The sequence below is a fragment of the Serratia sp. CY27727 genome, assembly GCF_052169275.1.
Taxonomy (GTDB): Bacteria; Pseudomonadota; Gammaproteobacteria; order Enterobacterales; family Enterobacteriaceae; genus Serratia; species Serratia sarumanii.
Genome location: NZ_JBJNLB010000001.1, coordinates 385,910 through 411,171, shown reverse-complemented (window position 1 = coordinate 411,171; position 25,262 = coordinate 385,910). Strand labels below are relative to the sequence as shown.

Here is a 25,262-nt window from a genome sequence, read left to right as displayed (position 1 = left end):
GCCGGCGCCCGTATGAAAAATAAACCCGCCGCGGCGGGTTTTTTCGTCAGTTTTTGCAGCCCATCAATTCCGGCAGGATGCCGGGCTTGCTCTTCAGCGAAGCCTGTACGTCGTCCGGCAGACCGGCCCAGATGATCAGACCGGTGCGTTTCTCGATCTCGTCCACCGTCACGCGGAATTGGCAAAAATCGGCACCCTTCGGCGTGTTCTGATCGAACAGGAAAGCGGCATAGTGGTTCACCGCCGGGCTGTTGTTGATGAAAATCACTTTCCAGTAGGCGCTGGGGATGGTGTGCGCTTTCTGGGTGCCCGGCAGTTTGCCCATATCGCGCTCATACAGCGGCCCGGTCACGGTATAGACCGAGGAGATATCGGCGCGATCGATCAGCTTGCGTTCCTGATCTTCCAGCCGCGCCCAGGCGCCCTGGTTCAGATCGGACTTTTGCGGCGTGATGTTGGACAGGTAGTTCAGCGACTCCCAGTCGGAAACGCCCGCCAGCGAGGCCAGCGGCGCCTGATGACCGCGATCGACCTTCAACGCCGCATTGGCGCCGGTGTAATCGGCGGGCGCCAAAGTGTCCGCCGGGTTGAGCGCCGGATCGGTTTTCCAGTTGCGCGTCTTGCCGCTGGCCGGCGTGTCTTTGGTGATGTGATAGGCCACCCAGTTGGCGAACTTGGTGGTGCTGTTGTTGTTCAACGTATAAGCGTGACGCACGATCGATACGTTGCTGCTGCCGCCGGTCGGGCAGCCGACCGCGCAGTTGTCGATGGATTCGAGCGTGTCGGCCGACGCCTGCGCGGCGAACAGCAGGGCGGCCAGGGCCAACATCTTGTTGTTAAAACGCATATTCATATCCTCAATAAGTTAAAAAATACTGTATATATTTACAGTGAATTAAACTTATCGCAGTGAAACGAATACAACAATGCAACACATTCATGTTGTGAATGTGTCGGCGTTGACAGAGCGGAACGGCGCCCTGTACGCCGCTCGGACTATCAAAAACGCCAAAACGCGCGTGAACAGAGGATCAACATCGGATAGATCTCGAGGCGGCCGAGCAGCATGGCGGCGCACATCAGCCATTTCGCCGCGTCGTTCAGCGTGCCGAAACCGGCGGCGGTTTCTCCGTACCCCAGCCCCATATTATTGATGCAGGCGGCGACGGTGGCGAAAGCGGTGACCAGATCATAGCCCATCAAGTTCAGCAGCCAGATAAACAGACAGGTGAACAGCACGTAAAGGAAGAAGAAGCTCCAGACGGAGCGCAGCGTCCGATCCTGGATCGGCGCATTGCCGACCTTGATGGTGTACATGGCGTTGGGATGCACCAGCTGGTTGATCTCGAGCCGGCTTTGTTTGTACATGATCAGAAAGCGCAGCGCTTTAATGCCGCCGCAGGTGGAGCCGACGCAGCCGCCGAAGAAACTCGCCGTCAGCAGCAGCATGATGGTGTGGGACGGGATCCGGGTGTAATCGGCGATGGCCAGACCGTTGTCGGTCATCATCGAACTGGTGAGGAAAAAGCCGTGCACGAAGGCGTCTTTGACGCCGTACATGCCCGAGCGGTACAGCTCGATACACACGATCGCCACGACGATGGCCAGAATCAACAGGAAAAAGCGCAGCTCGGGGCTGCGGTACAGCGGTTTCAGGCTGCGACGGCCGACGGCAATGAAATAGAGCGTGAAGTTCACCGCCGCCAGAATAGAGAAAATGCCGCCGACCATTTCCACCGCCGAACTGTCGTAGTACCCCAGGCTTTCGTTACGGGTGGAAAATCCGCCGAGCGACACGGTGGAAATGCCGTGGCACAGCGCATCGAACCACGGCATGCCCGCCAGACGAAAGGCGACGGTACAGGCCAACCCCAGCCCAAGGTAGATCAACCACAGGTTTTTCGAGGTATCGGCCAGGCGTGGCGTCAGGCGTTCCTCCTTGAACGGGCCGGGCATTTCCGACTGGTAAAGTTTGGCGCCGCCGATGCCCAGCAGCGGCAGCACGGCCACGGCCAACACGATAACCCCGAGGCCGCCGATAAAATTGAGCTGGGAACGGTAATAGAGGAACGATTTGGGCACGTTCGAGACGTCATTCAGCACCGAGGCGCCGGTGGTGGTGATGCCGGAGACCCCCTCAAACATCGCGTCGACCAGCCGGACGTTCAGCGTGTCATCCAGCCACAGCGGCAGGGCGCTGATCGCGGAAAACAGCAGCCAAAACATCACGATGATCAGAAAACCGTCCTGGGTGCGCAGCTGCACTTTCGACTGCCGGGTGCTGAACCAGCCCAATCCGCCGAGCGTGGCGGCCACCACCAGGGTATAGAAAAATGAGAAGGCGCTTTTTTCTTTATACAACAGCCCCATCAGCAGGGGCGGGATCATTGAAAGGCTGTAAAGAAGGACCAAAAAGCTGCAAAGATGAATAACGACCAGGATCTGTTTGGTTCTGACCATACTGTTGCTCGGAATGCCTGCCGACAATGCGTCAATTTATTGAAGTGTATCAAGCATAAAGCAGGCGATATAAAAATAACGTAAAAATTCATATCGCCTAATAAGTATGGCGGGGCGTTATTCCAGCAGGTTGTTGACCGTACGGCGCACATAGTGCGTTATCTGCGCCAGATCGTCCGGCGACACCGGGCCGCCGCCGGCGCGCACCACCTGCTGTTCAATCTGGGCGATCTCCTGCTCGACCTTGTTGGCGATCTGCACTTTGACTATTTTGTCCACCGAAGACAGCAGCACCTTCAAGACCACTTTCAGCGCGATGTTCTCGCAGAACGAGTCGTAGTGATGAACCGGCGGCGGCGGGGCCGGAGCCGTCTCGGGCGCGTGCGGAGCCAGAGCCTTGAAGCTGTCTACATTTTCAATAATAAGATCCATGTCTCTTATTAGTTCATCAAAATCTTTAGACACTGACTTATTCCCTTCGCTGTGCGCAAAAAACAGAACGCCCGTCCTCGGGCTGAAAGCGGATGAGCGACGGGCAGAACGAATTCGGGCCTGGCCTTCAGACGCTGAATGGCCGGGGGAGGGGCATTCTAACCTTGCGGCGGGTCGGCAACAAGATGGGGCCGTGCGAATGCGCGGCCCTTTGAATCACAGGCGCAGGAGGGGGCTTAACTTTTCAGCTTGGCGGTGATTTTTGCCACGTGCTCGCCCTGATAGCGGGCAATGGTCAGCTCTTCGTTGCTCGGCTGCCGCGAGCCGTCGGCGCCGGCGATGGTGGTGGCGCCATACGGGGTGCCGCCGCGTACCTGCGAAACGTCAAACAGCTCCGGCGTCGCATAGCCGATCGGCACGATGATGAAACCGTGGTGCGCCAGCGTGGTCCAGGTGGAACTGATGGTGTGTTCCTGGCCACCGCCGGTGCCGGTGGAGGAGAAGACGCTGCCTACCTTGCCGTACAGCGCGCCGGAAGCCCACAGACCGCCGGTCTGATCGAGGAAGGTGCGCATCTGCCCGGCCATATTGCCGAAGCGGGTCGGCGTGCCGAAGATAATGCCGTCATAGTCCGCCAGCTCTTGCGGGGTGGCGACCGGCGCCTGTTGATGTTGTTTGCCTCCGGCTTTGGCGAAGGCCTCCGGCGTCATGGTTTCCGGCACGCGTTTAATCGTCACGTCCACGCCGTTAACCCGATTCGCGCCTTCGGCCACCGCCTGCGCCAGGCTTTCGATATGGCCGTACATTGAGTAATAAAGCACCAACACTTTCGTCATGTTCCGTACTCCCGCTCAGATGATTAACAAAAACCCTTGATAAGCATAGAAGCGAATGACGAACTTGGTTTTGTTGGATGGCGGATTCAGGGCAAGCGCCGCAGCTTGTGCGCCAGCCGCTGTTCGCCGCCAGTGTGCCGGCGCGGGGCGGCGGGCAGTCAGAAGGCGACGTTGCGGATAAAGCGCAGGGGCAGGTCGCCGTGGTTGGCGTAAGCGTAGCGTTGATCGCTGTTGAAGGTTTGTGCGGCGCCGGCGCTGAGCGTCAGCGTGCCTTGTTCCAGCTCCAGCGTCAGGGTACCGGCAATCACGTAGATCATTTCGCTCCAGCCTTCGGCGTCCGGGGCAGAGTCATAGCGCTCGCCCGGCATCAGCGTCCATTCCCACAGCTCGGCCCGTTGCCGCGCCGGCACGCTGGCGGCGAACAGCGCCTGGCTGCCCGGCTGCGCGCCTTGCCAGGCCAACTCGCCCACCAGATGGCTGCCGCGCGCTTCCGGCGCCTGGATCAGATCGGTGAAAGAAATCGCCAGGGCGGCGGCGATCTTGTCGAGCACCGCCAGGCTGACGTTGCGATCGCCGGCCTCGATGCCCGCCAGCATGCGGCGGCTGACGCCGGAAAGCTCGGCCAGCGCCATCTGGCTCAGGCCCGCCCGTTGGCGGTAGCCGCGCAGATTGCTGCTCAGGTATTGCAGCACCTTGGGGGGATCGGTTTTTGCGTTATGCGCCGTATTGCTCATCGCCGGACTTTATCTCATACTGGCAGGATCTGTGCATTATATTGCACTCAGCAGGAAGGGCAAGCCGGTGTCAGCAGCAAAAAAATCCTTTATTTCCGCCGTGGTTCCGCAAATCAGGTTGCCGGAAGCGGTGTTGATTTTCATCACCATGATCTGGGGCGGCACCTTTTTGGCGGTGCATCACGCGATGCAGGTCAGCGGGCCGTTCTTTTTCGTCGGCCTGCGTTTCGCCACCGCCACGCTGGCGCTGACGCTTTTTTCTCTGCGCGTGCTGCGCGGCCTGACCCGGTATGAACTGAAGGCGGGCGTGCTGATCGGGCTGGCGATCATGTTCGGTTACAGCATGCAAACCGTCGGCCTGCAGACCATCACCAGCAGCCAATCGGCGTTTATCACCGCCATGTACGTGCCGATCGTGCCTCTGTTGCAATGGCTGGTGCTGGGGCGCTTCCCCGGCATCATGTCGTGGATCGGCATTCTGCTGGCCTTCACCGGCCTGATGCTGCTGGCGGCGCCGAGCAGCACCGACATGACGCTGAGCCTCGGTGAAATTCTGACGCTGGCCGGCACCCTGGGCATGGCGGCAGAGATCATTCTGATCGGCGCCTTCGCCGGCAAGGTCAATATCCGCCGAGTGACCATTGTGCAGCTGGCGACCGCCTCGCTGGCCTCCTTTTTGATGATGGCGCCGACCGGCGAGTCGCCGCCGCCGTATTCGGATTACCTGCTGTACAGCGCCATTGGGCTGGGGCTGGCCAGCGCCTTGATTCAGCTGACTATGAACTGGGCGCAGCGCAGCGTTTCGCCGTCGCGCGCCACGGTGATTTACGCCGGCGAACCGGTCTGGGCGGGCATCGTCGGGCGGTTGGCCGGCGAGCGTTTACCGGGCGTGGCGTTATTGGGGGGCGCGTTAATTGTAATCGGGGTGGTGGTCAGCGAGCTGCGCGTGCGGCGCAGGGATAAAGCGGCGGTGGCGACGGAAGCGGATTAGCGCAGAGACATAGAAAGCAGGAAGGGGCGGAGATATCCGCCCCTTTTGCATCACGCGGTTTTCTTCTTGCGCAGGAACACGTAAGACAGGCCGAGCACGATGAACCACAGCGGGGTGACGATCAGCGCCTGGCGGGTGTCTTCGCGCAGCGACAGCAGCACCAGCACGAACACGAAGAACGCCATGCACACCCAGCACATCAGTTTGCCGGCCGGCATCTTGTAGATCGATTTCTGGTGCAGCGCCGGGCGTTGTTTACGGTAGACCAGGTACGAGCACAGGATGATGGTCCAGACGAACATGAACAGAATCGCCGATACGGTGGTCACCAGGGTGAAGACCGTCATCACGTTCGGGATCAGGTAAATCAGCACCACGCCGCCCAGCAGGCAGATGCAGGAGAAGGTAAGGCCGTTGGCCGGCACCGCGCGCTTGGACAGGTTGGCGAACGATTTCGGCGCGTCGCCTTCCTGCGCCAGCCCGAACAGCATGCGGCTGGTGGAGAATACGCCGCTGTTGGCGGAAGAGGCGGCTGAGGTCAGCACCACAAAGTTGATCACGCTGGCCGCGGCCGGCAGGCCGATCAGCACGAACAGCTCAACGAACGGGCTCTTGTCCGGCACCACGGAGCTCCACGGCGTCACCGACATGATGACGATCAGGGCGAACACGTAGAACATGATGATGCGGATCGGAATCGAGTTGATGGCGCGCGGCAGCGATTTTTCCGGATCCTTGGTTTCCGCAGCGGTGGTGCCCACCAGCTCAATGCCGACGAAGGCGAATACCGCAATCTGGAAGCCGGCGAAGAAGCCGCTGATGCCTTTCGGGAACATGCCGCCGTCATTCCACAAATGGGTGAATGAGGCCACGGTGCCGGTCGGCGATTGGAACTGCATGGCGATCATCACCAGCCCGGCGACGATCAGCCCGACGATGGCGACGATTTTGATCATCGCAAACCAGAACTCCATTTCACCGAACATTTTCACCGTCGCCAGGTTAAGGCCGAGCAGCAACAGCACGCACAGCAGCGAAGCGATCCACTGCGACAGCTCGGGGAACCAGAACTGGGCGTAGGCGGTGATCGCCACGACGTCGGCGATGCCGGTGACCACCCAGCAGAACCAGTAGGTCCAGCCGGTGAAGAAACCGGCCCACGGGCCGAGCAGGTCCGCGGCGAAATCGCTGAACGATTTGTATTCCAGGTTGGACAGCAGCAGCTCGCCCATGGCGCGCATCACGAAGAACAGCATAAAGCCGATGATCATGTACACGAAGATGATCGAAGGGCCGGCCAGACTGATGGTTTTACCGGAGCCCATAAACAGACCGGTGCCGATGGCGCCGCCGATGGCGATCAGTTGAATATGTCGGTTAGTGAGGTTTCGCCGTAGATGATCTTCTGAAGCGGGCGTCGCGTCAGTCGCTATTTTAGAGTGATCTACCATCTGATGATGTCCTGTTTTACCTGTCATTAGTGAAGTCGCGAGCTCTGAAGTGGCTCTTTTTTATACATTTATCCGGTTGGTCCGGCTTTAGTAAGGTAGTGCAATAACGCCACCTTTGTGCAACATGTTTACAACATTTATACGCGAGATAAAAGTCGATCAATCTTTACACGGAGGAGGCAAATCGGACGTTCAGGGAGCGGAAGATTACTCTTCAAAACGTGGGATTAACAGACCTTATGCGGCTTATCTCGTTGATTAAACAAAGGGTTGTAAAATTCGCATGAGAAAAAGTAATGGGTGTAAGCGTTCGACAGCGGCGCCGGCGAGTAAGACAGTTTAGCGCGTTGAGTTGTTCGATCAGTCGCTAGAGCCGTTGACTTTTAATCAATGGGTCACAGGTTCGAACTCTGTACGACCCGCCAACCAAATCAGCGTGTTACGCTCGGACTTTTCTCTGTTTGTTTCCTCATTGCGCCGTTTTAAGCGCGCATTCTGCAAAAAAAATCGCATTTTTCGACTGATGTTCAGAAAGGTGATCTGGCGCAAACTGCGATGTTGCACCGCAGTTTATACGGTAAGAGAGGCTGTGCGCTGGCGCAACGTCGGCGCATGGGCCGAACATTTGCCCAAGAATCTTTCAGGTCAAGGTACGGGGAATATATGCGTAGCCGACATCAAGATCAGCGCCCAGGCGGCAGCCGAGAGCGCGGCGGTGGCATAGACGCGCCCCAGCGGCAGTTTCAGCATGCCGGCCATCAGCGGTACGGTATAGCGCATCACCGCCAGAAAACGCGAGGCGAACAGCAGCGGCAGCCCTCTCTTTTGCAAGGCGCGCTGGGCTTTGCGCAGCGGCGTGTGAAAGCGTGCCGGCAGCCGGCGGCGTAGATCGCGGCGGCATAGCAGCGCGCCGCAGTGGAACGACAAGATCGATCCCAGCGCGGCGCCGAGGGCGATGGCCGCCCAAACGGCGCCGAGGGGCAGCGCGTGCTTGCCCGCAACAATGCCCATCAGCAGCGTGACCGAAGCGGGCGGCAGGATGGAGGAAACGAAGATCACGGATTTACCCAGCGCAAACAGGAAAATCAGCAGCAGCAACATCTCCGGCTCCGGACTGTATTTGGCGATAATGTGCGTCAATTCATCCATTTAACACCTGCGGGCGAGGGGACTGAGTGCCAGTGTCCCATCCGCAGGTTCAATAAGGGTTAAATAACGCGCCGCTATCCGGCAATCTCTGCGTCTTGCTTGCTCACCTCGGCGCGCCGGTTTCTGAGCGCCCACAACAGCGCGGCGCACAGCAGCGAGAAAGCGGCCAGCACCAGCGGCCCGGCATGCGGGCTGTGAAAACGCTGTTCCGCCTCGGTGCGGATCAGCGGGGCTAAAAAGCTGAACGCGGCGCCGAGCGTAGTGCAAAAGCCGATGCCGGCCGCCAGCGCCGGGCCGGTGAGCACCTGAGCGGGAAACGTCCAGAAAATCGGCTGTACCGCCAGGAAACTGACTGCGCAACAGCTCAGGGCGACGATAGCGAGCAAAGGGCCGGCATAGGAAGAGACCACCAATCCCAGCGCCGCCGCGATCATGCAGCCGACGGCGATCGGTAATCTTCTGGCGGTGTTTCTGTCGGCAAAGCGCGGCAGGAAATAGACGCCCAGCGCGGAGAACGCCCAGGGAATGGCGGCCACCAGCGAGGCTTTGAAGCCGAGATGGGTGCCCATCAGCGAGGCGACCTGCGACGGCAGGAAAAACATCAGGCCGTACACGCCGATTTGCAGGGTGCCGTAGATCAACGCCAGATGCCAAACTTTGCCGCTTCTCATCGCCGCTTTGACGCTGCTGGTTTCGGTCTGCTGCTGTTCGGCGGCCAACTGTGCCACCAGTGCCGCACGCTCTTCCTCGGTCAGAAAGCGGGCCTGCTGCGGGCTATCGTCGAGATAGAAAAAGGCGAAGACGCCGAGGGCGACGGCCGGCAGCCCCTCCAGCACGAACATCCAGAACCAGCCGGGTTTGCCCAGCACGCCGTGCATCTCCAGCAAGGCTCCCGACAGCGGCGAGCCGAGCGTCAGGGCCGCCGGCACGCCGAGCACGAAAATGCCGATCACCGAGGCGCGCACCTTATTGGGAAAATAGATCGACGCGAGCAGCAGGATGCCGGGGTAAAAGCCGGCTTCGGCGATCCCCAGCAGAAAGCGCAAGACGATAAACTGCTGTTCGTTGGTCACCAGCCCGGTACAGGCCGACAGCGCCCCCCACAGCGCGGTGGTGGCGCTGAGCCAGCGTTTGGCGCCCCAGCGGTTCATCAGCAGGTTGGCCGGGATGCCGAACAGCGCATAGGCGGCAAAAAATATCCCGGCGCCCAGGGCAAAGGCGGATTGCGACAGCGCGATATCGATGGCCATCGCGTCCTTGGCAAAGCCGACGTTAACCCTGTCGATAAAGGCGATGAAGTACATGGCGAACATCAAGGGCACCAGTCTGCGCCAGGTTTTGCGGATGGCGGCGTTGAGCGCTGGAGCGGCATAGGTGGCGTGATTCACTGGCGATAACCTCTCTTCTGAGAATGACAAACGTCGGTCACAGGACCGTCCTGATGCCGTTGCCCGCAACACGGCGGTAACCACGGATTTTTTCGTGAGCCTTAAAGGTCTAAAGGACTAATGGTCAGGCCTTTAAGGGCGAAAAAAAACGCCGCGTATCGAGTCGGCAGGTTGGTGCAGACATCACCATGGTGAATGGTGTGTTGCTTTCTTGTTAATTAAAAGTTCACACAGGGCTATGGTGCGTTCAAGCGCTTTGATCGCGATCTGTGTGCGCTATCACCGAATTGGCAACCCGGTGGTAGACCCGGAGAAAGGCGCTTTCATCTCGTGAGGGGGGGATATAAGGTGAAACGCGGCAAAACAAAATACAGGAGCGCTACATGCTGAAGGTCATCGCTGAAGATTTTATCCACCCGGAACACATTGCAACCGTTATGCCATGGTATCGCGAGCTGGTGGAGAAAACCCGGCAGGAACCTTTGTGCATCAGTTATGAGCTGTGTATCGACCAGCAGGATCCCGGGCATTTTATTTTTATCGAAAGCTGGCCGGATCGCGCCGCCCTGGATGCGCATTGCCAGACCGAGCATTTCACCCGGCTGGTGCCGCAGATCAACCAGCATCAGCGCAAGCCTTGCACCTTCCTGTTTATGCAGGTATTTCCTGAAACAGGTGATAAATAGGCGAAAAAATCCCCGCAGGGGGCGGGGTCAATGGCTTCTCACTACTATCTTGTTGTGATTAAAAAATAGGCTGATAATGATTTTCATTCTCTAAGAATGCTCTTAAATAAATCAGCCTGGTGAATGATTCACCGCCGGCTTTTCGCTGACTGTTTTAATGGCGCGCAACATACGGCGGCGTATCAGCCCGCTGACCAGGCGAATCGCATACCAATAGGGGGTAAACCGCCGCCGGCTGGCGTCGTCGGGGCAGAAGATGCGCGTTTCCGTCACTAGGCGGCAGCGGCCGTCCGGCAGAGGGCTCACGACATAACCCAGCGCCAGTTTGGCGACGCCGGGCTTAACGAAGGCCAGAAAGCCCGCCCCGTCAGCGACCTGCTCCAGACCGTATTCAGCCTGCCAAAAGCGGCCGATCAGGCCATAGACCAACGCGCTGTCATCTTGCTCAAGCAGGCAAAAGTTATGCAGGCCAAACGGCGGCGGGCTGGGTTTATTGCGTGGCATCAGCCGCGCGGGCAATTCGCGCAGCGCTATCATGCTGCGGAAAAAACGGTCGTGCTTGGGATCGTAAGCGGCCACGGCCGCCAGGATCCGTGCCTGTGGCGCGGCGATGGCGATCGCATGCCGCTCCGAGAACTGGTATTGCCCAAGGTATTTATTCAGCAGCGTCATGCTTTGCATTCTCCCGCCATTCGCTTTGCAGCAGAGCGAAACCGAATTCGTCGCCCCACGCGCCTTTGAAAAACACGTTTTGCCGCCAATGGGCCTCGCGCCGAAAACCCAGTTTGCCGAACAGCGTGGCGGCGGCTAGATTACGCGCGTCCACCACCGCAGTAATACGGTGCTTCGCCAGCGGCCCGAACAGCAGGGCGATGACGGCGTTCAGCGCCTCGCGCGCCAGCCCTTGACGCTGGTGGCTGGGCGCGAAGGTCACGCCCAGTTCAGCCTGGCGCCCCTCATCGAAGAAATGCACCGCGATATCGCCGAGCAACGCGCCGTCCTCGCGGCGCTCGACCGCCAGTTGAAACCAGCTGTCGTCACGGTTGAATTCGAGCCGCCGTTGCTGTGCGAAAAAGGCCTGCGCATCGGCGGCGCTGTAGTCGCTCCAGCTTTGGTAGCGCGCCACGTCCGGGTGGCTGCGGTAGGCGGTAAAGTGGGGCAGATCGTCGGCGGTGAACGGGCGCAGGCGAAGTCTGGGGGTCAGCAGAGGCAAATGGCGCATTGTTTTTCCTTATCAGCGCATTAGGGCTAACGGCAGTGTAGCCCAGCGCCAAGAGGCGGGCTGCGTAAAATGAGCGGTGGCGGAAAAGCGGGAAATGCCGGTTCAGGCGAACCGGCGGGAGAATTATCGGCGAGCGGCAGCCTGGCGCAGGCGCTCGACCGGGCCTTGTTGAAAAGCGAATGAGGGGGCTTCTTGCCGTGCCAGCCCCTGGCGCACGATGGCCTTCACCGTTTGGCTGGCGGCAAGATCTTTTGCGGCGATCTGTTCGGCGATGCGCAGCGCCTCTTCCCGGGCCGCCCCCTCGCTGATACGGGAAATGGCGCCGTGTGACAGCGCCTCCCGTGCGCCGACGGTTCTGCCGGTCAGCAGCCAGTCGAGTGCGACATAGGGGGAAATGCGCGCCGGCAAGCGCGCGCATCCGCCTTGTGCGGCGACTAACCCGAGCCCGGTTTCGGGGAAACTGAAGCGCGCGTTCTGGCCGGCGACGATCAGATCGCACGCCAGCGCCAGCTCAAAGCCGCCTCCGTACGCGATGCCGTCAACGGCGGCGATGATCACCTTGGCGATCTGCGCATGGATCAGCCCGCCAAACCCCTCCGGCGTGACGATGGGCAGTTCGCCCTGACGGAAGGCGTCGACATCCATGCCGGCGGAAAATACCGCCGGTTGACCGGCCAGAACGATCGCGCGCACCGAGTCATCGTTATCCGCCTGCCGCAGGTAAGTGCGGATCAGCTCGGCCATCTGCAGGTTGATGGCGTTCTTTTTTTCCGGCCGATTGAGGGTGATGACCGCAACCTGCTCGCCATGGCGCTCATAAAGCACCGGAAGGGCTTTACTCATTGCCGGTCTCTCCCCGGAAAAACAGCAGTGTCAGCAGCAGGGCGATGGCGCCGAGCGGCAGTGAAAACAGCGGCAGGTAATGGGCCGGCAGCGCGTAGAGCGTCAGGCCGCCCAGCATGCCGCCCGCCGCGATGCCGGCGTACAGCACCGAGCTGTTGAGCGACACGGTCAGCGCGCCAAAGCGTTTCGACAGCGACAACAGGTGATGCTGGATCGGCACCAGGTACATCCAGCCGGTGATGCCCCAGACCAGAAAGATGGCCAGCACCCACCAGGGGGAAGTGACATAAAAGGCCAGCAGGAACAGGGACAGCGTCTGGATCGCCACGGAAAACAGCAGCACGAACTTGCTGCCGAGGGCATCGGTTAACGCGCCGGAGGCAAAGTTGCCGATCACCGCGCCAATGCCGAACACCAGCAGCGCGAGGGGCAGGATCGCCTGCGGGCCGAACTGGGTGTTTTTCAGCAATACGCTGACGTAGCTATAGACGATGTGTTCCGAGCAAACGGCGAAAAAGGTGATCAGCAGCGTGGTCAGCACCGCCTTTTGCCGCAGCGGGGCGAGCCGCTCTTTCAGCGAATGCTTGCCCGGCGGCGCGATGGCGCGCAGCGCCAACGACAGGCCCAGCAGCGCAATCGCCCCCAGCAGGGCGATGAACAGGAAGATTTCACGCCAGCCGATCAGTTTGGCGAGAAAGGTACCGAACGGAATGCCGAGCGCAATAGCCAACGTCATGCCGCCATAGACGATGGAAATGGCCAGGCCGCGGCGTTTTTCCGCCACCAGCCCCACCGCGGCGGCGGCGGCCTGCGGCGTGTAACAGGCTGCTCCCAATGCGGCCAGCACTCTGCCGAGCGAGATCTGCAGGTAGCTGGTGGCCCAGGCGCAGGCCAGGTTGCCGGCGATGAACAGCACCAGCGCCAGCTGCAGGATATGCTTGCGGTTGACGTTGCCCAGCAGCCAGGCGGTCAGCGGCGCGAACAGCATATAAGCCAGTGCGAATACCGATATCAACTGCCCCGCTTGCGCAGGGCTGACGGCAAAGGTATCGGAAATGTCGCTGAGCACGCCGGCGACGATAAAGGCGTCGGTGCCGATGGCGAACGTGCCGGTCGCCATCAGACAGAGCGTGACCAGATGGCCGTTATAATCCGCTAACGTCATCCCGCCCTCCGCAGATCGTTCGCCGCCCAGACCCGCCCCAGCGCGGCCAGGAACGTCTCCACGTCGGCATGGGAGTGCGCCGAGGTCGGCGTCACCCGCAGCCGCTCGCTGCCTGCGGGCACCGTCGGCGCATTGACCGGCTGTACGTAGATATCATGCTCATCGAGCAGCACCTGGCTGATGTGTTTGTTGCGATGGGGATCGCCGACCCGCAGCGGCAGGATATGGCTGTCGGCCGACACCAGCGGGATGCCGGCGGCGCGCAGGCCAGTTTTCAGGTGATCGACGATCGCCAGCAGATGCTTGCGCTGGGTGTCATGCTCGAGGTTGTATTTAAAACTGGCCAGCGCGGCGGCCACCACCGGCGCCGGTGACGAGGTGCTGAAGACGAATGCCGGAGCCCAACTGCGCACCGCCTCCACCACCGAGCGGGGCGCGGCGATATAACCGCCCGCCGCACCGTAAGATTTGCCGAACCCGCCCTGAATAATGGTGATTTTATCCAGTAGGCCCAGCTGTTCGGCGTAGCCCAGCCCCCGTTCGCCATAGACGCCGGCGGAGTGGATCTCGTCGAGATAGGTCAGCGCCTGATACTGCTCCGCCAGCGCCACGATCTGTGCCAGGGGAGCGAAGTCACCGTCCATGGAATACAGCGACTCGAAGGCGATCAGCTTTGGCCGCGCCGGATCGGCGGCCTGCAGCAGTTCGGCAAGGTGTGCCACGTCGTTGTGGCGGAAGATCTTTTTCTCCGCTTTGCTGTAGCGGATACCGTAAATCATCGAGGCGTGATTCAGCTCGTCGGAGAACACGATCAGATCGGGAATGGCGTCGCACAGGGTGGACAAGGTGGCGTCGTTGGCGCCGAAACCGGTGGTGAACAGCAGCGCCGACTCTTTGCCGTAGGCGCTGGCCAACAGCGTTTCCAGCTCACTGTGGTAGACCGAGGTGCCGGAAATGCTGCGGGCGCCGCAGGTGCCCAGCCCGACCCGGTTAACCGCTTCGGTGGTGGCTAGCAGCACTTTGGGGTGGTGGCTCATCGCCAGATAGTCGTTCGAGCACCAGACGTTGAGGCGGCGCTCACCGTGGTGCCCGTGGCTGGTGGCCCAGGGTTTGTCCTGCACGCCGCGTTCAAGGTTGAGGAACTCGCGAAAACGCCCCTGTTTTTTGGTTTCCGCCAGCTTTTCTTCAAGAATGTTCAGTACGCTCATCGTATGTTCCTTGTGTTAAACGGCTTTAAGGTTTAATGACAGACCCTGACCGACGCCGACGCACATCGTCACCAATGCGTTGCCGGCCTGCCGATCGCGTAGTTCCAGCGCCGCCGACAGCACCAGGCGCGCGCCGGACATCCCCAGCGGGTGACCGAGCGCGATGGCACCGCCGTTCGGGTTGACCCGCGCGTCGTGGGCGTCGATGCGCCAGTGTTTCAGCGCCGCCAGAACCTGTGAGGCGAAGGCTTCGTTAATCTCGATGATGTCGAAGTCGTTCAAGGTGAACCCGCCGCGCTGCAGCAAGCGCTCGGTGGAGGCGATCGGCCCCAGCCCCATCAGCGCCGGTTCAACGCCGGCGGCCGCGCTGTCGCCGATCTCCGCCAGCGGTTGCCACCCTTGGCGTTTCACGTAGCGCCCGGAAGCCAGCAGCAGCGCGGCGGCGCCGTCGTTGATGCCGGAAGCGTTGCCCGCCGTGACCGAACCACCGGCGGAGAACGCCGGTTTCAGCGCCTGCAGCTGCTGCAGCGTGCTGAGGCGCGGGAACTCATCCTGCGCGAATGTACGCGTGGTCTTGCGATCCGCCGGCACGTCCACGGGCGTGATTTCCCGCGCCAGCCGGCCGCTGTCGATCGCCCGGCGGGCCTTTTGCTGCGAGGCCAGCGCGAACAGATCCTGCTCCTCGCGCGAGATGTGCTGCCGTTGAGCCACGTTTTCCGCCGTGATGCCGAGCGGATCGCTGCCGTAGCGCTCCGCCAGCCGCGGGTTAACAAAGCGCCATCCCAGCGTGGTGTCATACAGCTTCACCCCCTTGTCGAACGGCGTGTCGCCCTTGCTCAGCACATAGGGCGCGCGGCTCATGCTTTCCACGCCGCCGGCCAGAATCAGTTCGCTAAGGCCGCTGCGGATTTTCGCCGCGGCGTAGATCACCGCATCCAACCCAGAGGCGCAAAGGCGGTTGAGGGTGATGGCCGGCACCGACGGATCCAGCCCGGAAAGCAGCGCCGCCATGCGGGCGACGTTGCGGTTGTCCTCGCCGGCCTGGTTGGCGCAGCCCAGCACCACTTCGTCCAGCTTCGCTTCCGCCGCCGGATGGCGCTGCAGCAGACTGCGAATGATCGTTGCCGCCATGTCGTCGGGGCGGGTATGCGCCAGGCTGCCGCCATAGGCGCCAATCGCCGTGCGCGTGCCGTCGATCAGATAAACGCCGTCATCGTTAATGCTCATCATGGATCCTTAAGGCGTGGTCGTCAGCGCCGGTTGCGCGGCGTGTAGAAGGGTGTAATGCGGCGCATAGCGTGCCGCGTGCAGCAGCTGCGCCAGGTTGCTCAGCGTCGTCCTGACGTTTTTCTCCCCCAGGTTATCGAGCCAGCCGAAAATGCCGTCGGCGTAGTTAACGCCGGCGACGGCGGCGACATCGATGTCTTCCCGGCTGCAGACGCCGCTTTCCACCATGATCACCGACTCGTTGATCAGGCTGCTGAGGACGCGGGCGACGATCAGCGCCGGGGAGTCCTTGATAAATTCAACCTGCGGGATTGCCGTGTGCAGCAGGCGTAAAAACAGCGCCTTATTGGCCGCAGAGGCGTGGCGGTTGTGCGCTGCCACCAGATACGCCGTGTCGGCGTAGTTCAGGGCGACATCGACCACAAAGGCATCCGCCGCCGTCAGCTCCGCCAACTGGCTCGCCGTGCGGCCATCGGTGACGCTGACGGTGAAAGCCTCATTGATCTGGACGGCCGGCCCCAGGCCCGGTAAGGCCGGCCGTTGCTCCACGCGCAGCCGTGGCCACTGAAGCGCGGCCCGCTGTTGCAACAGGGTAAAAAAAGGGTGTTCGCCGTAAATGCGCAGCGTCTCGACGTCTGCATCGGTGGCGGCCGTTACCGGTAAGGCGTTTTCTTCGGCGGCAAAATAGGAGCGGCCGTTCTTTTTCCCCAACAGACCGGCATCGACCAGCGAACGCTGCAGATGGCCGGGGGTATAGCGCGGATCGTATTGCATGTCCTGCCAGATTTGCCGGCTGACCTGATAGTTGATGTCCTGGCCGATAAAATCGGTCAGCTCGAGCGGCCCCATGCGAAAGTGCCCGCCGGCCTTGAGGGCGCGGTCGATCTGCGGCGCGCGCGCCACGTGTTCTTCCAACAGGCGGAACCCTTCCAGGTAGTAGGGGCGGGCCATGCGGTTGACGATAAACCCCGGCGTGGCCTGGCAGACGACATCGCGTTTCCCCAACGCGGCTACCAGCTGACGGCAACGTTCGGTGGTGGCGCGTGCGGTAAAGTAGGCCGGGATGATTTCAATCAGTTTCATCAGCGGCGCGGGATTGAAAAAGTGCAAACCGATAAACCGCTCGCTGTGCGTCACCGCGGTTGCCAGCTTGTTAAGCGACAGTGAGGAGGTATTGGTGGCGATCAGCGTGTCGGGCTTGACCGCCGCGGCGATGGCCGCCAGCACCTCAAGTTTGGTTTGCTCTTGCTCGGCGATGGTTTCTATCACCAGCTCGCTGTCGGCGATAGTCTCAAACACCGAGGTGAACACCAGATTGGCCAGCACTGCGCCTTTATCCTGCAGCGCGATCTTGCCCTGTTCGACTTTCTTGTTCAGGTCTTGCACGATATATTCGCGAGCCTGATTGAGGGTATTGCCGTTGCGATTATAAAGCACCGTGCGAATGCCTTTTTGCGCGAAAAGATAAGCGATGCCTCTGCCCATCGTTCCCGCGCCGATAATCGCAGCCGATTGAATTTCCGCATTACTTTCTGCCATAGAAAATCCCCGTCACTGTATGCCATGCGAAATTCGCAAATGCTTATTATCTCTTTGGATTTACGGCGGCACCGGGTGCCTGTCTGGAAAGTAATTGGCGGTGCCTTGGCTGTCTAACGGTAGAAATGACAGGTTTACGCGCCGAGGATATTATGCTATTCGCGTAGTTTTCCTGTGCGGCGCAATAAAAAGGCTTATTTTAAGGGGAATAGCTGTTTTCGTTATAGCGTTGGTATTTTTTATTATATGAAACGGCTACTGACGCCGGACGGCGATATTCTATAGTGAGTCTGACCTATCGATAAATCGGCATCGCTATCTGGAGAACCTGCGTTATGGATACCCGCATTCAACGGCTCATGGCGGAGGTGATTGGCAGCCTGGCCGATCGCGAACGTTTTCTGACGCAGCTGGGGCCCTGCGCTGAGGCGTTGGGGTTTGATTATTTCTCTTACATCGTGTTTTCCTGTTATCCGGCCAGCCGCCCCAAAATGCTGATCGAAGGGAATTTTTCAGCGAACTATCTCGAAGATTATCGGCGGCAGCGGGTGTATTTGCAGGATCCGGTTATTGAGCGCGCTCACCATTCCACGCTGCAGTTTCAGTGGGACGAAAGCTTTTATCACGAGCGGCCGCTGCTTTGGCGGCATATGGCGCAGTTCGGCCTGTGCGCCGGTTGGTCGCAGTCGGTCAAGGATTGCTATGGCCGGCTGGGGATCCTGACGTTTGCCGGCAAAGCGCTACCCGAGCAAACGCCGCAAGCGCGGGCGGCAAATGAAACCTTCTTCCTTTGGCTGGCGCAAACCGCCCATAAAACGCTGCGTGAAGCCTTGATCTCGGTGAACGACGACGCGATAAAAGATGTGCTGACGCTGCGCGAAAAAGACATCCTACGCTGGTGCAGCGAAGGGAAAACGGCGGAAGAGATCGCGCTGTTGATGGGGGTGAGCGAGCGCACGATCAATTTCCATATCGGCAACTCGATTAAAAAACTTTCTGTCGCTAATAAGACCGCCGCCACCGCCAAAGCGGTTTATTTGCAGCTGATTTAATCTTGAGTAATAAATAATTAAGTCCCTATCCGTTATCGGCGTGATGTTTATATTTTGTTAAATTAAGAACTGTCCTTATTCAGTATTTACCCCCCGATCACAAAAGCGTGATAAAGCGATTCACCGCGGCCGTGCGCGGCAGTATTCTGTAAGCACCCGGTTTACATAGAAAGGACGTGATATGTACAAGACTATTTTAGTGCCGATCGATATTGAAGAGGATCTGTTGACTGAGCATGCGCTGAAGCATGTGGAATATTTGGCGAAGCTGTCCGGCGCTAAAGTGCATTTCTTCCATGCGCTACCGGATGCCTCGGCTTTTGTTACTGCCTATTCGTTCGGTCTCAAGGAGTTTGAGAATCAGGCGGAAGTGAAGGCGGTGGATAAACTGAAGAAAATCATGTCGGAAATCGATCTGCCGTTGGATCGCCTCAATTACACCGTCAGCTTCGGCTCTGCACGCGATCAGGTGTTGGAACTGGCGGAAGAGATCGACGCCGATCTGATCATCATCGGTTCGCGTCGCCCGAGCGTGAAAACCTATCTGCTGGGATCTAACGCCGCCGCTATCGTTCGCCATGCCAATATTTCGGTAATGGTGGTCAGATAATCCGTCTTAAGCCCACCGTTTTCGGGCGCGTTCTGCGGTTGCCGGCCGGCAGCAGAGCGTGCCTGGCGCTTTATTGCCATCTCAGCCTGAGCTGCTACGATTTTAGCTGACGTTTTTATGCCAACCGGGCCACCGGCTTTGCGCATATTCTTCATTTCAGCCAGAAGAGGGGCAGCTATGCCATTAGAAGTCGATGGGATTATCAGAGGCGATCGGGGCAGTGAACCGAGCCGTTGGCAGCATGCGTCAACCAAGCCGCTTATTACGCTGACCTGGCATCACACCATTCCCTGGAACTGTTTGCGTAATGTCTGGAATGGTCTGGTGGCGGGGCAGCATTGGGACGCGCTGGACGAGTTTATGAACCTGATCGGTGTGCCAAACCGCGCCGAGGTGCTCAAACAGATCAAAAATAAAAATCTGCAGGATCGCGATGGATTACACACTCTGGTGACCTGGCAAGGATGGAATATCGTCGAGGGGCCAGGTAACGAATATCGCGCGCAGGGGGACGATCCCGGCGAAAACTTCGACGGTTGGTCGGGTAAGGGAATGAGCAATAATCAGCAAGCGACGCTGCAGCAGGTCAACGTGTTGTATCAGGTGATGGCGCCGTTGGGAAGCCGGGCGCTGGATGCCGCCAGACAGGCGCCGCCCATTACCGCTGAGGAAGCGGGCGTCTTGCAACGGACGATTAAGCAGACCCGCCCAACGTTGCGAGGAAAGGAACCGATCCGGTGGCAAGAAGATATGTGGCATCAGGTGCAGCCGGGTAAAGAGGCGAAACACTTTGCCCGCTGGGATACCAAACCGGTGTGGCGCAAGCGCCTGCACAGCGATCTGGCTCAGGCAGGATAAGCCTTTCCCCGCGCCGGGTTGCCGGCGCGGGGCATTAACCCGGCGCTAATCGCACAGCGCCACTATTTCGTCGTACAACGTCCTGGGGATTTCCACGCCGTATTGCTCGCTCTGGCGCCGCTGCCGATAACGGCGTTCGCCGGGGATGCGTGCGCCTTGCGCCTGCATATCGGCAAACATCGCCTCTGCTCCGGCGAAATATTTCGCCTTATCCGCACCGAGAAAACGCTCGGGATCCAACGCGATGATCAGCTCACCGCCGTAAGGCGACGAACCGGTGCCGTCGTCATAGGCCAGCGATTCCTTGCTGGTCATATCGCCGATCAGCGGCCCGGCCAACAATTCCACCATCGCTGCCAGCGCCGAGCCCTTATGCCCGCCGAAGGTCAGCATTGCCCCCTCCAGCACGCTGGCGGCATCGGTGGACGGATTGCCCGCCTTATCAATGCCCCAGCCTTCAGGCAGCGGGGTGCCGGCGCGGCGATGCAGTTCGATTTCGCCGCGCGCCGCCGCGCTGGTGGCCATGTCGAACAAAAACGGCGGCCGATCCGCACGCGGCCAGCCAAAGGCGATGGGGTTGGTGCCGAACAGCGGTCGCGAACCGCCGGCCGGCGTCACCCACGCGTGGCTGGGCGTGCAGGCCAAGGCCACCAACCCCTGTTCGGTCAGCGGTTCGATGTCGGCCCACAGCGCGGAGAAATGCACGCAGCGGTTGATCGCCAGCGCGGCGATGCCATTGGCGCGCACCTTCTCGATAAAGACCGGCAGAGCGGTGCGGTAGGCCAGCAGGGAAAACGCGCCGCCGGCGTCGGCGCGCAAGATGGCCGGCGCCTGGTCGAACAACCTGGGCATCGCATCGGCAGAGACCTTGCCTGCCCGCAGCGATCGCACGCAGCCCAACAGCCGGTATAGCCCGTGAGAAGCGCAGCCGTCGCGTTCGCCCTGGGTGACATTTTGCGCCACCGCCTCGGCATGCGCCGGATTGAAACCGTTGCTGCGCAGCGTACGCAACGCCAGTTGATAAGCCTGTTCCAGCGACAGCACGTGCATGGATGTCATTTCGATGTCCTCCCCGAGTTCATTCTTCTTCATCGCCGATAAAATTGGCCTGGGGTAAACAGGTATAGGCGCCCCAGTAGTAAATCGCCAGCGCAATCACCGCCATGGTGAGGGTGTCCCACGGGTGGGCAATAGCGCCGATGCCGCCGAAGCTGCTGAGATAGGAAAGCCCGATCACCAGCGCATAGAAGACGATCAGCCACAGCGAGGACCAAATTTGCTGCCGGAGGCTAACGGCATGGGTCGGCACCTGATTCTTGAACAGGATGTAGATGAAGAACATCAGGATCTGCAAGCCGAGCAGCCAGGAGACGGTGTCCCAGCCGGACCAGAAGACGATCAGCGCCGAAATGATAAACGACAGCGGGCCGAGCACGCAGAAACCGCGCACCCGGAACGGACGCGGCATATCGGGCGCATTGCGCCGCAGCCCGGCGGCGGTGACCGGGGCGATGGCGTAGCTCAGCACCAGGGCGGCGGACACCACGCCGATCAGCTTTTCCCACGACGGGAACGGCAGCGTCCAGAATACCGAGAGAGCGAAGGTCAACCACAGCGCCGGGCGGGGGATGCCGGAGTCGCCATCCACCCGGGTGAACAGTTTGAAGAAGGTGCCGGCGCGCGCCCAACCGTAGATCACGCGAGGCGTGGCGTTCATATAGATGTTGCCGGTGCCGCTCGGCGAAACGATCGCGTCGCTGACCACCAGAAACGCCAGCCATCCCATGCCGAGCGTGATGGCGATGTCGCGGAACGGCAGGGAGAACTGTTGGCTGATGCCGGCCCAGCCGCCGCTCAGCATCTCGCTGGGGATACTGCCGAGAAACGCTATCTGCAGCAGCACATAGATGATGGTGGACAGCACCACCGACAGGATCAGCGCGATGGGAATGGTGCGCTGCGGCCGTTGCACCTCGCTGGCGACCGAAATGATCGGCGTCAGGCCGAGGTAGGCAAAGATGATGCCGCCGGCGGAAATGGCGGCCTCAACGCCGGCGGAACCGAAGGGGGCAAAGCCCTGGCTGTGCAGGTTTTCCGGTTTGAAAAAGCTGAACAACACCACTATCACCAGCAGCGGCACCAGAAACTTCAGCACGCTAATCAGGTTATTGGATTTGGCGAAGGTTTTGACGCTGTAATAGTTGAGCGCGAAGAAAAAGCACAGCAGCGCCAACTGCACCAGCCAGCCGACCGGGGTCGGGTCGCCGGAACCCGGCTGACTGAGGAACGGGAACCAGGCGGCGGCGTACTGCCGGGCGGCGACGACTTCGATGGCGATCAGGCTTGAGAAGGCGATCAGCGTGATAAATCCCAGCAGATAACCCATCAGTTCGCCGTGTGAGAATACCGGATAGCGAATGATGCCGCCGGCGCGCGGCAGGGCGGCGCCCAGCTCGCAGTAGACGATGCCGAGCAGCAGCACCGCCAGGCCGCCGATCAGCCAGGAATAGATGCCGGCCGGGCCGGCGATGGAGGAGACATGGCTGGCGGCGAACAGCCAACCGGAGCCGAAGATGGCGCCCAGACCGATGAACGTCAGATCGGTGAGCGTAAGCTGCTTCTTGAATTTGCCTTGGGTTGTCATGGTATTACCCTTTTGTTATTGAGTGGCAGGCAGATGCGGCCGGGCTAATTTTGGGCAGGTGAAACCAGGGGATCTCGGGTGTAAACGCCGTTCACCAGCCGTAGCAGGTTGAGCGGGTTGGCGTCCTGCAGCGCCGGCGGCAACAGCGCTGCGGGGGTGTTTTGCAAACAGACCGGCCGCAGGAAACGCTCGATGGCCAGCGTGCCTACCGAGGTGCCGCGCGCGTCGCTGGTGGCCGGATAAGGGCCGCCGTGCACCATGGCGTCGCACACCTCCACCCCGGTCGGATACCCGTTGAACAGCACCCGACCGGCTTTGCGCGCCAACAGGGACGTCAGCCCGGCGGCCATCGCGAGATCGTCGTCGTCCGCCAGCAGCGTGGCGGTCAACTGGCCTTGCAATGCCGCCAGCGCCGCATGCAGCTGCGCTTCGTCATCCATCGCCACCAGGATGCTGACCGGGCCGAAGACCTCTTGTTGCAGCAGCGGGTCGGCCTGCAGCAGCAGCTCCCCCTCCGCCTGATAAAGCTGCGCTGCCGCGCGAAGAGCGGGCGTTTCGCTGCGGCCTGCCAGACGCCGCATACCCGGGTGGGCATCGAGGGCCGCCAGCCCGTGACGGTAGTGCTCCAGCGTGCCAGCATTCAGCATCGGCTGCGGCTCGGCGGCGTTGACCAGGGCGCTCATCGTTTCGGTCAGCCGATCGAAGGCGGCGCCGCGCAGCGCGACTATCACGCCGGGCTTGGTGCAGAACTGACCGCAGCCGAGCGTGAAGGAAGAGACCAATTCCTGTGCGATACGCTGCTCGCGCCGCGCCAGCGCCTTGGGCAGGATCACTACCGGGTTGATGCTCGACATTTCGGCGAAGACCGGGATAGGTTGAGGGCGTTGCGTCGCCAGATCGAAGAGCGCCCGGCCACCTTGCAGCGAGCCGGTGAATCCCACCGCCTGAATCGCCGGATGTTGTACCAAATCGGCCCCCACGCGGTTGCCGAAGATCATGTTGAAGACGCCGGCGGGCATCCCGGTGCGTTCCCGTGCGCGCTCGATCGCCTGAGCGATCAGCTCCGCGGTGATCATATGGCCGCTGTGCGCCTTGAACACGATCGGGCAGCCGGCGGCGAGCGCGGCGGCGGTATCGCCGCCCGCGGTGGAAAACGCCAGCGGGAAGTTGCTGGCGCCGAAGACCGCCACCGGGCCGAGCGCCGTGCGGTATTGACGCAGATCGGGGCGCGGCAGGGGGGAACGCTGCGGCAGCGCGCAGTCGATGCGCACGCCCTCGACGTCGCCGCGCCGCAGCAGCGTGGCGAACAGCCGCATCTGGCCGCTGGTTCTGGCGCGTTCGCCGCTCAACCGCGCCAGGGGCAAGGCCGTTTCCTGCATGGCGAAGGCGAAGAAAACATCATCCAACGCGTCTATCTCCTCGGCGATGGCGTCGAGAAAGTTAGCGCGTTGTTCCGCGCTGAGCTGCGAATAGGGCGCAAAAGCCGCGGCGGCGGCTTCGGCGGCGGCGGCGGTTTCTGCCGCCGTGGCCTGGTGGAAGCGGTAACCGGTCGGCTGACCGTCGTCGGCGCGCAGGCTGAGCAGCGCCGCTTCCCCTTCGGCGCGGCGCTGGCCGCCGATAAATTGTTGGCCGCTGATGGCGGCATAGCGAGCGTTGGGCATCGGTTCCCCCGGTAGAGAAAGCATGACGCCCGGCATGGCCGGGCGGTGAAGGCGTTACAGGCCGACGTTCGGCAGCGCCGGGCGAGTGGCCAGCGCTTTATCGATCATGGCGTTGATCTCGCTGAGCGTTTCCCCCTGCAGCGCCAGGCGCGGCGGACGAGTGACGGCGCTGCCGCGGCCGACTCGCTGCTCGCAAAGCTTGATGCACTGCACGAGGTCAGGGCGGGCATCGAGGTGCAGCAGCGGCATGAACCAGCGGTACAGCGCCAATGCTTCCTCATAGCGTTTTTCCTTCGCCAGCCGGAACAGGGTTTCCCCTTCGCGCGGGAAGGCATTGGACATGCCGGAGATCCAGCCTTGCGCGCCGACGGCGATGCTTTCCAGCACCACATCGTCCAACCCGGCGAACAGCACGAAGCGATCGCCGACTTCGTTGCGCAGATCGATAAAGCGGCGGGTGTCGCCCGACGAGTCTTTGAAGCACACGATGTTCTCGCAGTCGACCAGCGAGGTCAGGATGTCGGGCGTGACGTCATTTTTGTAAATGGGAGGGTTGTTGTAGACCATGATCGGCAGATCGGTCGCGCCGGCGACGCTGCGGAAATGCGCGGCGGTTTCGTGCGGCTTGGCGGAGTAGACCAGCGCCGGCATCACCATAATCCCGTCGACGCCGGCCTTTTGCGCTTCACGCGCCATATTCTGCGCGAAGGCGGTGGTGAACTCGGCGATGCCGGCGATTACCGGCACTTTACCGTCGGCGGCATCTCTCGCCACTTCGATCACCGCCAGCTTTTCCTGCACCGTCATTGAGGTATTTTCACCGACGGTGCCGCACACCACCAGGCCGGAGACGCCGTCGCGCACCAGGTTTTTGATCACCGTATGGGTGGCGTCGAGATCCAGAGAGAAATCGTTGCGGAACTGGGTCGTCACCGCCGGGAATACGCCGCTCCAGCTTATGGCTTTATGGCTCATCGTGTTTGTCCTGTCGTCCGTAAGTGTTAATGAAAAGTGAATCTTTGGTAAGGCTCACCGACAGATTGACCGGTATTGCGCAGGGAGGCTTGACGCTTTTCGCCGATTGCCGCGACGAAATTGGCACAATG

At 60.7% G+C, this 25,262-nt stretch carries 24 protein-coding genes and 1 tRNA gene; 6 read left to right on the top strand and 19 right to left on the bottom strand.

Annotated elements, in window-relative coordinates; all coding sequences use genetic code 11:
• Nucleotides 1–46 precede the first annotated feature (46 nt).
• The 5 genes from ACJ8HB_RS02130 to ACJ8HB_RS02110 all read right to left on the bottom strand — a co-directional run bounded on the left by ACJ8HB_RS02130 (nucleotide 47) and on the right by ACJ8HB_RS02110 (nucleotide 4,462).
• Nucleotides 47–847 (bottom strand): DNA/RNA non-specific endonuclease, encoded by an 801-nt coding sequence (locus ACJ8HB_RS02130; protein ID WP_047571650.1) that lies wholly within the window; start codon nucleotides 845–847, stop codon nucleotides 47–49.
• 152 nt (nucleotides 848–999) lie between these two features.
• Nucleotides 1,000–2,460 (bottom strand): TrkH family potassium uptake protein, encoded by a 1,461-nt coding sequence (locus ACJ8HB_RS02125; RefSeq protein ID WP_039566664.1) that lies wholly within the window; start codon nucleotides 2,458–2,460, stop codon nucleotides 1,000–1,002.
• Nucleotides 2,461–2,577: 117 nt separating this feature from the next.
• On the bottom strand, nucleotides 2,578–2,892 hold the full coding sequence (locus tag ACJ8HB_RS02120) for a hypothetical protein (RefSeq protein WP_047568153.1): 315 nt from the start codon (nucleotides 2,890–2,892) through the stop codon (nucleotides 2,578–2,580).
• A gap of 236 nt (nucleotides 2,893–3,128) precedes the next feature.
• The gene (gene wrbA / locus ACJ8HB_RS02115) at nucleotides 3,129–3,728 is read right to left on the bottom strand and encodes an NAD(P)H:quinone oxidoreductase (RefSeq protein ID WP_033637924.1); all 600 of its coding nucleotides are present in this window, start codon (nucleotides 3,726–3,728) and stop codon (nucleotides 3,129–3,131) included.
• A gap of 158 nt (nucleotides 3,729–3,886) precedes the next feature.
• Nucleotides 3,887–4,462, bottom strand: coding sequence for a helix-turn-helix domain-containing protein (locus tag ACJ8HB_RS02110; protein ID WP_047568150.1), 576 nt, complete (start codon nucleotides 4,460–4,462; stop codon nucleotides 3,887–3,889).
• 67 nt (nucleotides 4,463–4,529) lie between these two features.
• On the opposite strand from ACJ8HB_RS02110, the gene ACJ8HB_RS02105 reads away from it, so the two are divergent.
• Nucleotides 4,530–5,453, top strand: a complete 924-nt coding sequence (locus tag ACJ8HB_RS02105) for a DMT family transporter (RefSeq protein ID WP_094859781.1) — start codon at nucleotides 4,530–4,532, stop codon at nucleotides 5,451–5,453.
• A gap of 50 nt (nucleotides 5,454–5,503) precedes the next feature.
• On the opposite strand, the gene cycA is transcribed toward ACJ8HB_RS02105, so the two are convergent.
• The gene (gene cycA / locus ACJ8HB_RS02100) at nucleotides 5,504–6,904 is read right to left on the bottom strand and encodes a D-serine/D-alanine/glycine transporter (protein WP_033637927.1); all 1,401 of its coding nucleotides are present in this window, start codon (nucleotides 6,902–6,904) and stop codon (nucleotides 5,504–5,506) included.
• A 349-nt stretch (nucleotides 6,905–7,253) separates the two neighbouring features.
• On the opposite strand from cycA, the gene ACJ8HB_RS02095 reads away from it, so the two are divergent.
• Nucleotides 7,254–7,329: transfer RNA gene (locus ACJ8HB_RS02095), tRNA-Lys, on the top strand.
• A 220-nt stretch (nucleotides 7,330–7,549) separates the two neighbouring features.
• On the opposite strand, the gene ACJ8HB_RS02090 is transcribed toward ACJ8HB_RS02095, so the two are convergent.
• Both ACJ8HB_RS02090 and ACJ8HB_RS02085 read right to left on the bottom strand, forming a co-directional pair.
• Nucleotides 7,550–8,053: a DedA family protein gene (locus ACJ8HB_RS02090; RefSeq protein WP_047568148.1), complete on the bottom strand. Its 504-nt coding sequence runs from the start codon at nucleotides 8,051–8,053 to the stop codon at nucleotides 7,550–7,552.
• Between the two features lie 74 nt (nucleotides 8,054–8,127).
• Nucleotides 8,128–9,441, bottom strand: a complete 1,314-nt coding sequence (locus tag ACJ8HB_RS02085) for an MFS transporter (protein ID WP_033646546.1) — start codon at nucleotides 9,439–9,441, stop codon at nucleotides 8,128–8,130.
• Between the two features lie 383 nt (nucleotides 9,442–9,824).
• Here ACJ8HB_RS02085 and ACJ8HB_RS02080 point away from each other — a divergent pair, with 383 nt between their 5' ends.
• The gene (locus ACJ8HB_RS02080) at nucleotides 9,825–10,127 is read left to right on the top strand and encodes a putative quinol monooxygenase (protein WP_033637930.1); all 303 of its coding nucleotides are present in this window, start codon (nucleotides 9,825–9,827) and stop codon (nucleotides 10,125–10,127) included.
• Nucleotides 10,128–10,238: 111 nt separating this feature from the next.
• Here ACJ8HB_RS02080 and ACJ8HB_RS02075 read toward each other — a convergent pair whose 3' ends face one another.
• The 7 genes from ACJ8HB_RS02075 to ACJ8HB_RS02045 form a co-directional block, all read right to left on the bottom strand.
• A complete protein-coding gene (locus ACJ8HB_RS02075) occupies nucleotides 10,239–10,799 on the bottom strand; it encodes a hypothetical protein (protein WP_033654200.1) in 561 nt (186 codons plus the stop codon).
• Nucleotides 10,783–11,349 (bottom strand): GNAT family N-acetyltransferase, encoded by a 567-nt coding sequence (locus ACJ8HB_RS02070; RefSeq protein ID WP_047568146.1) that lies wholly within the window; start codon nucleotides 11,347–11,349, stop codon nucleotides 10,783–10,785. Before ACJ8HB_RS02070 ends, ACJ8HB_RS02075 begins: the two co-directional genes overlap by 17 nt.
• Before the next feature lie 123 nt (nucleotides 11,350–11,472).
• Complete coding sequence (locus ACJ8HB_RS02065; RefSeq protein ID WP_047568144.1) at nucleotides 11,473–12,192, bottom strand: enoyl-CoA hydratase-related protein; 720 nt, start codon at nucleotides 12,190–12,192, stop codon at nucleotides 11,473–11,475.
• On the bottom strand, nucleotides 12,185–13,357 hold the full coding sequence (locus tag ACJ8HB_RS02060; RefSeq protein WP_047568142.1) for an MFS transporter: 1,173 nt from the start codon (nucleotides 13,355–13,357) through the stop codon (nucleotides 12,185–12,187). Before ACJ8HB_RS02060 ends, ACJ8HB_RS02065 begins: the two co-directional genes overlap by 8 nt.
• Nucleotides 13,354–14,565 carry a 5-aminolevulinate synthase gene (gene hemA, locus ACJ8HB_RS02055; protein WP_047568140.1) on the bottom strand — a complete coding sequence of 404 codons (1,212 nt, stop codon included), beginning with the start codon at nucleotides 14,563–14,565 and terminating at the stop codon, nucleotides 13,354–13,356. Before hemA ends, ACJ8HB_RS02060 begins: the two co-directional genes overlap by 4 nt.
• A gap of 15 nt (nucleotides 14,566–14,580) precedes the next feature.
• On the bottom strand, nucleotides 14,581–15,792 hold the full coding sequence (locus ACJ8HB_RS02050; RefSeq protein ID WP_047568137.1) for an acetyl-CoA C-acyltransferase: 1,212 nt from the start codon (nucleotides 15,790–15,792) through the stop codon (nucleotides 14,581–14,583).
• 9 nt (nucleotides 15,793–15,801) lie between these two features.
• Nucleotides 15,802–17,331, bottom strand: a complete 1,530-nt coding sequence (locus ACJ8HB_RS02045; RefSeq protein ID WP_047568134.1) for a 3-hydroxyacyl-CoA dehydrogenase NAD-binding domain-containing protein — start codon at nucleotides 17,329–17,331, stop codon at nucleotides 15,802–15,804.
• 335 nt (nucleotides 17,332–17,666) lie between these two features.
• Between ACJ8HB_RS02045 and ACJ8HB_RS02040 the strand changes: the two genes are divergently transcribed.
• From ACJ8HB_RS02040 to ACJ8HB_RS02030, 3 genes are all read left to right on the top strand, one after another.
• Complete coding sequence (locus ACJ8HB_RS02040; RefSeq protein WP_047568131.1) at nucleotides 17,667–18,383, top strand: LuxR family transcriptional regulator; 717 nt, start codon at nucleotides 17,667–17,669, stop codon at nucleotides 18,381–18,383.
• Nucleotides 18,384–18,564: 181 nt separating this feature from the next.
• Nucleotides 18,565–18,993 carry a universal stress protein gene (locus ACJ8HB_RS02035; RefSeq protein ID WP_033637941.1) on the top strand — a complete coding sequence of 143 codons (429 nt, stop codon included), beginning with the start codon at nucleotides 18,565–18,567 and terminating at the stop codon, nucleotides 18,991–18,993.
• Between the two features lie 177 nt (nucleotides 18,994–19,170).
• Complete coding sequence (locus ACJ8HB_RS02030) at nucleotides 19,171–19,851, top strand: hypothetical protein (protein WP_047568129.1); 681 nt, start codon at nucleotides 19,171–19,173, stop codon at nucleotides 19,849–19,851.
• A 45-nt stretch (nucleotides 19,852–19,896) separates the two neighbouring features.
• Here ACJ8HB_RS02030 and ACJ8HB_RS02025 read toward each other — a convergent pair whose 3' ends face one another.
• From ACJ8HB_RS02025 to ACJ8HB_RS02010, 4 genes are read right to left on the bottom strand one after another with little or no spacing between them, the layout of a single operon-like run.
• Nucleotides 19,897–20,910, bottom strand: coding sequence for an Ldh family oxidoreductase (locus tag ACJ8HB_RS02025; RefSeq protein WP_033654194.1), 1,014 nt, complete (start codon nucleotides 20,908–20,910; stop codon nucleotides 19,897–19,899).
• Nucleotides 20,911–20,929: 19 nt separating this feature from the next.
• Nucleotides 20,930–22,495, bottom strand: coding sequence for an APC family permease (locus ACJ8HB_RS02020; protein ID WP_033646537.1), 1,566 nt, complete (start codon nucleotides 22,493–22,495; stop codon nucleotides 20,930–20,932).
• Between the two features lie 44 nt (nucleotides 22,496–22,539).
• On the bottom strand, nucleotides 22,540–24,156 hold the full coding sequence (locus ACJ8HB_RS02015; RefSeq protein WP_047568126.1) for an aldehyde dehydrogenase (NADP(+)): 1,617 nt from the start codon (nucleotides 24,154–24,156) through the stop codon (nucleotides 22,540–22,542).
• Between the two features lie 54 nt (nucleotides 24,157–24,210).
• Nucleotides 24,211–25,131: a dihydrodipicolinate synthase family protein gene (locus ACJ8HB_RS02010; protein ID WP_033654192.1), complete on the bottom strand. Its 921-nt coding sequence runs from the start codon at nucleotides 25,129–25,131 to the stop codon at nucleotides 24,211–24,213.
• Between the last annotated feature and the right edge of the window lie 131 nt (nucleotides 25,132–25,262).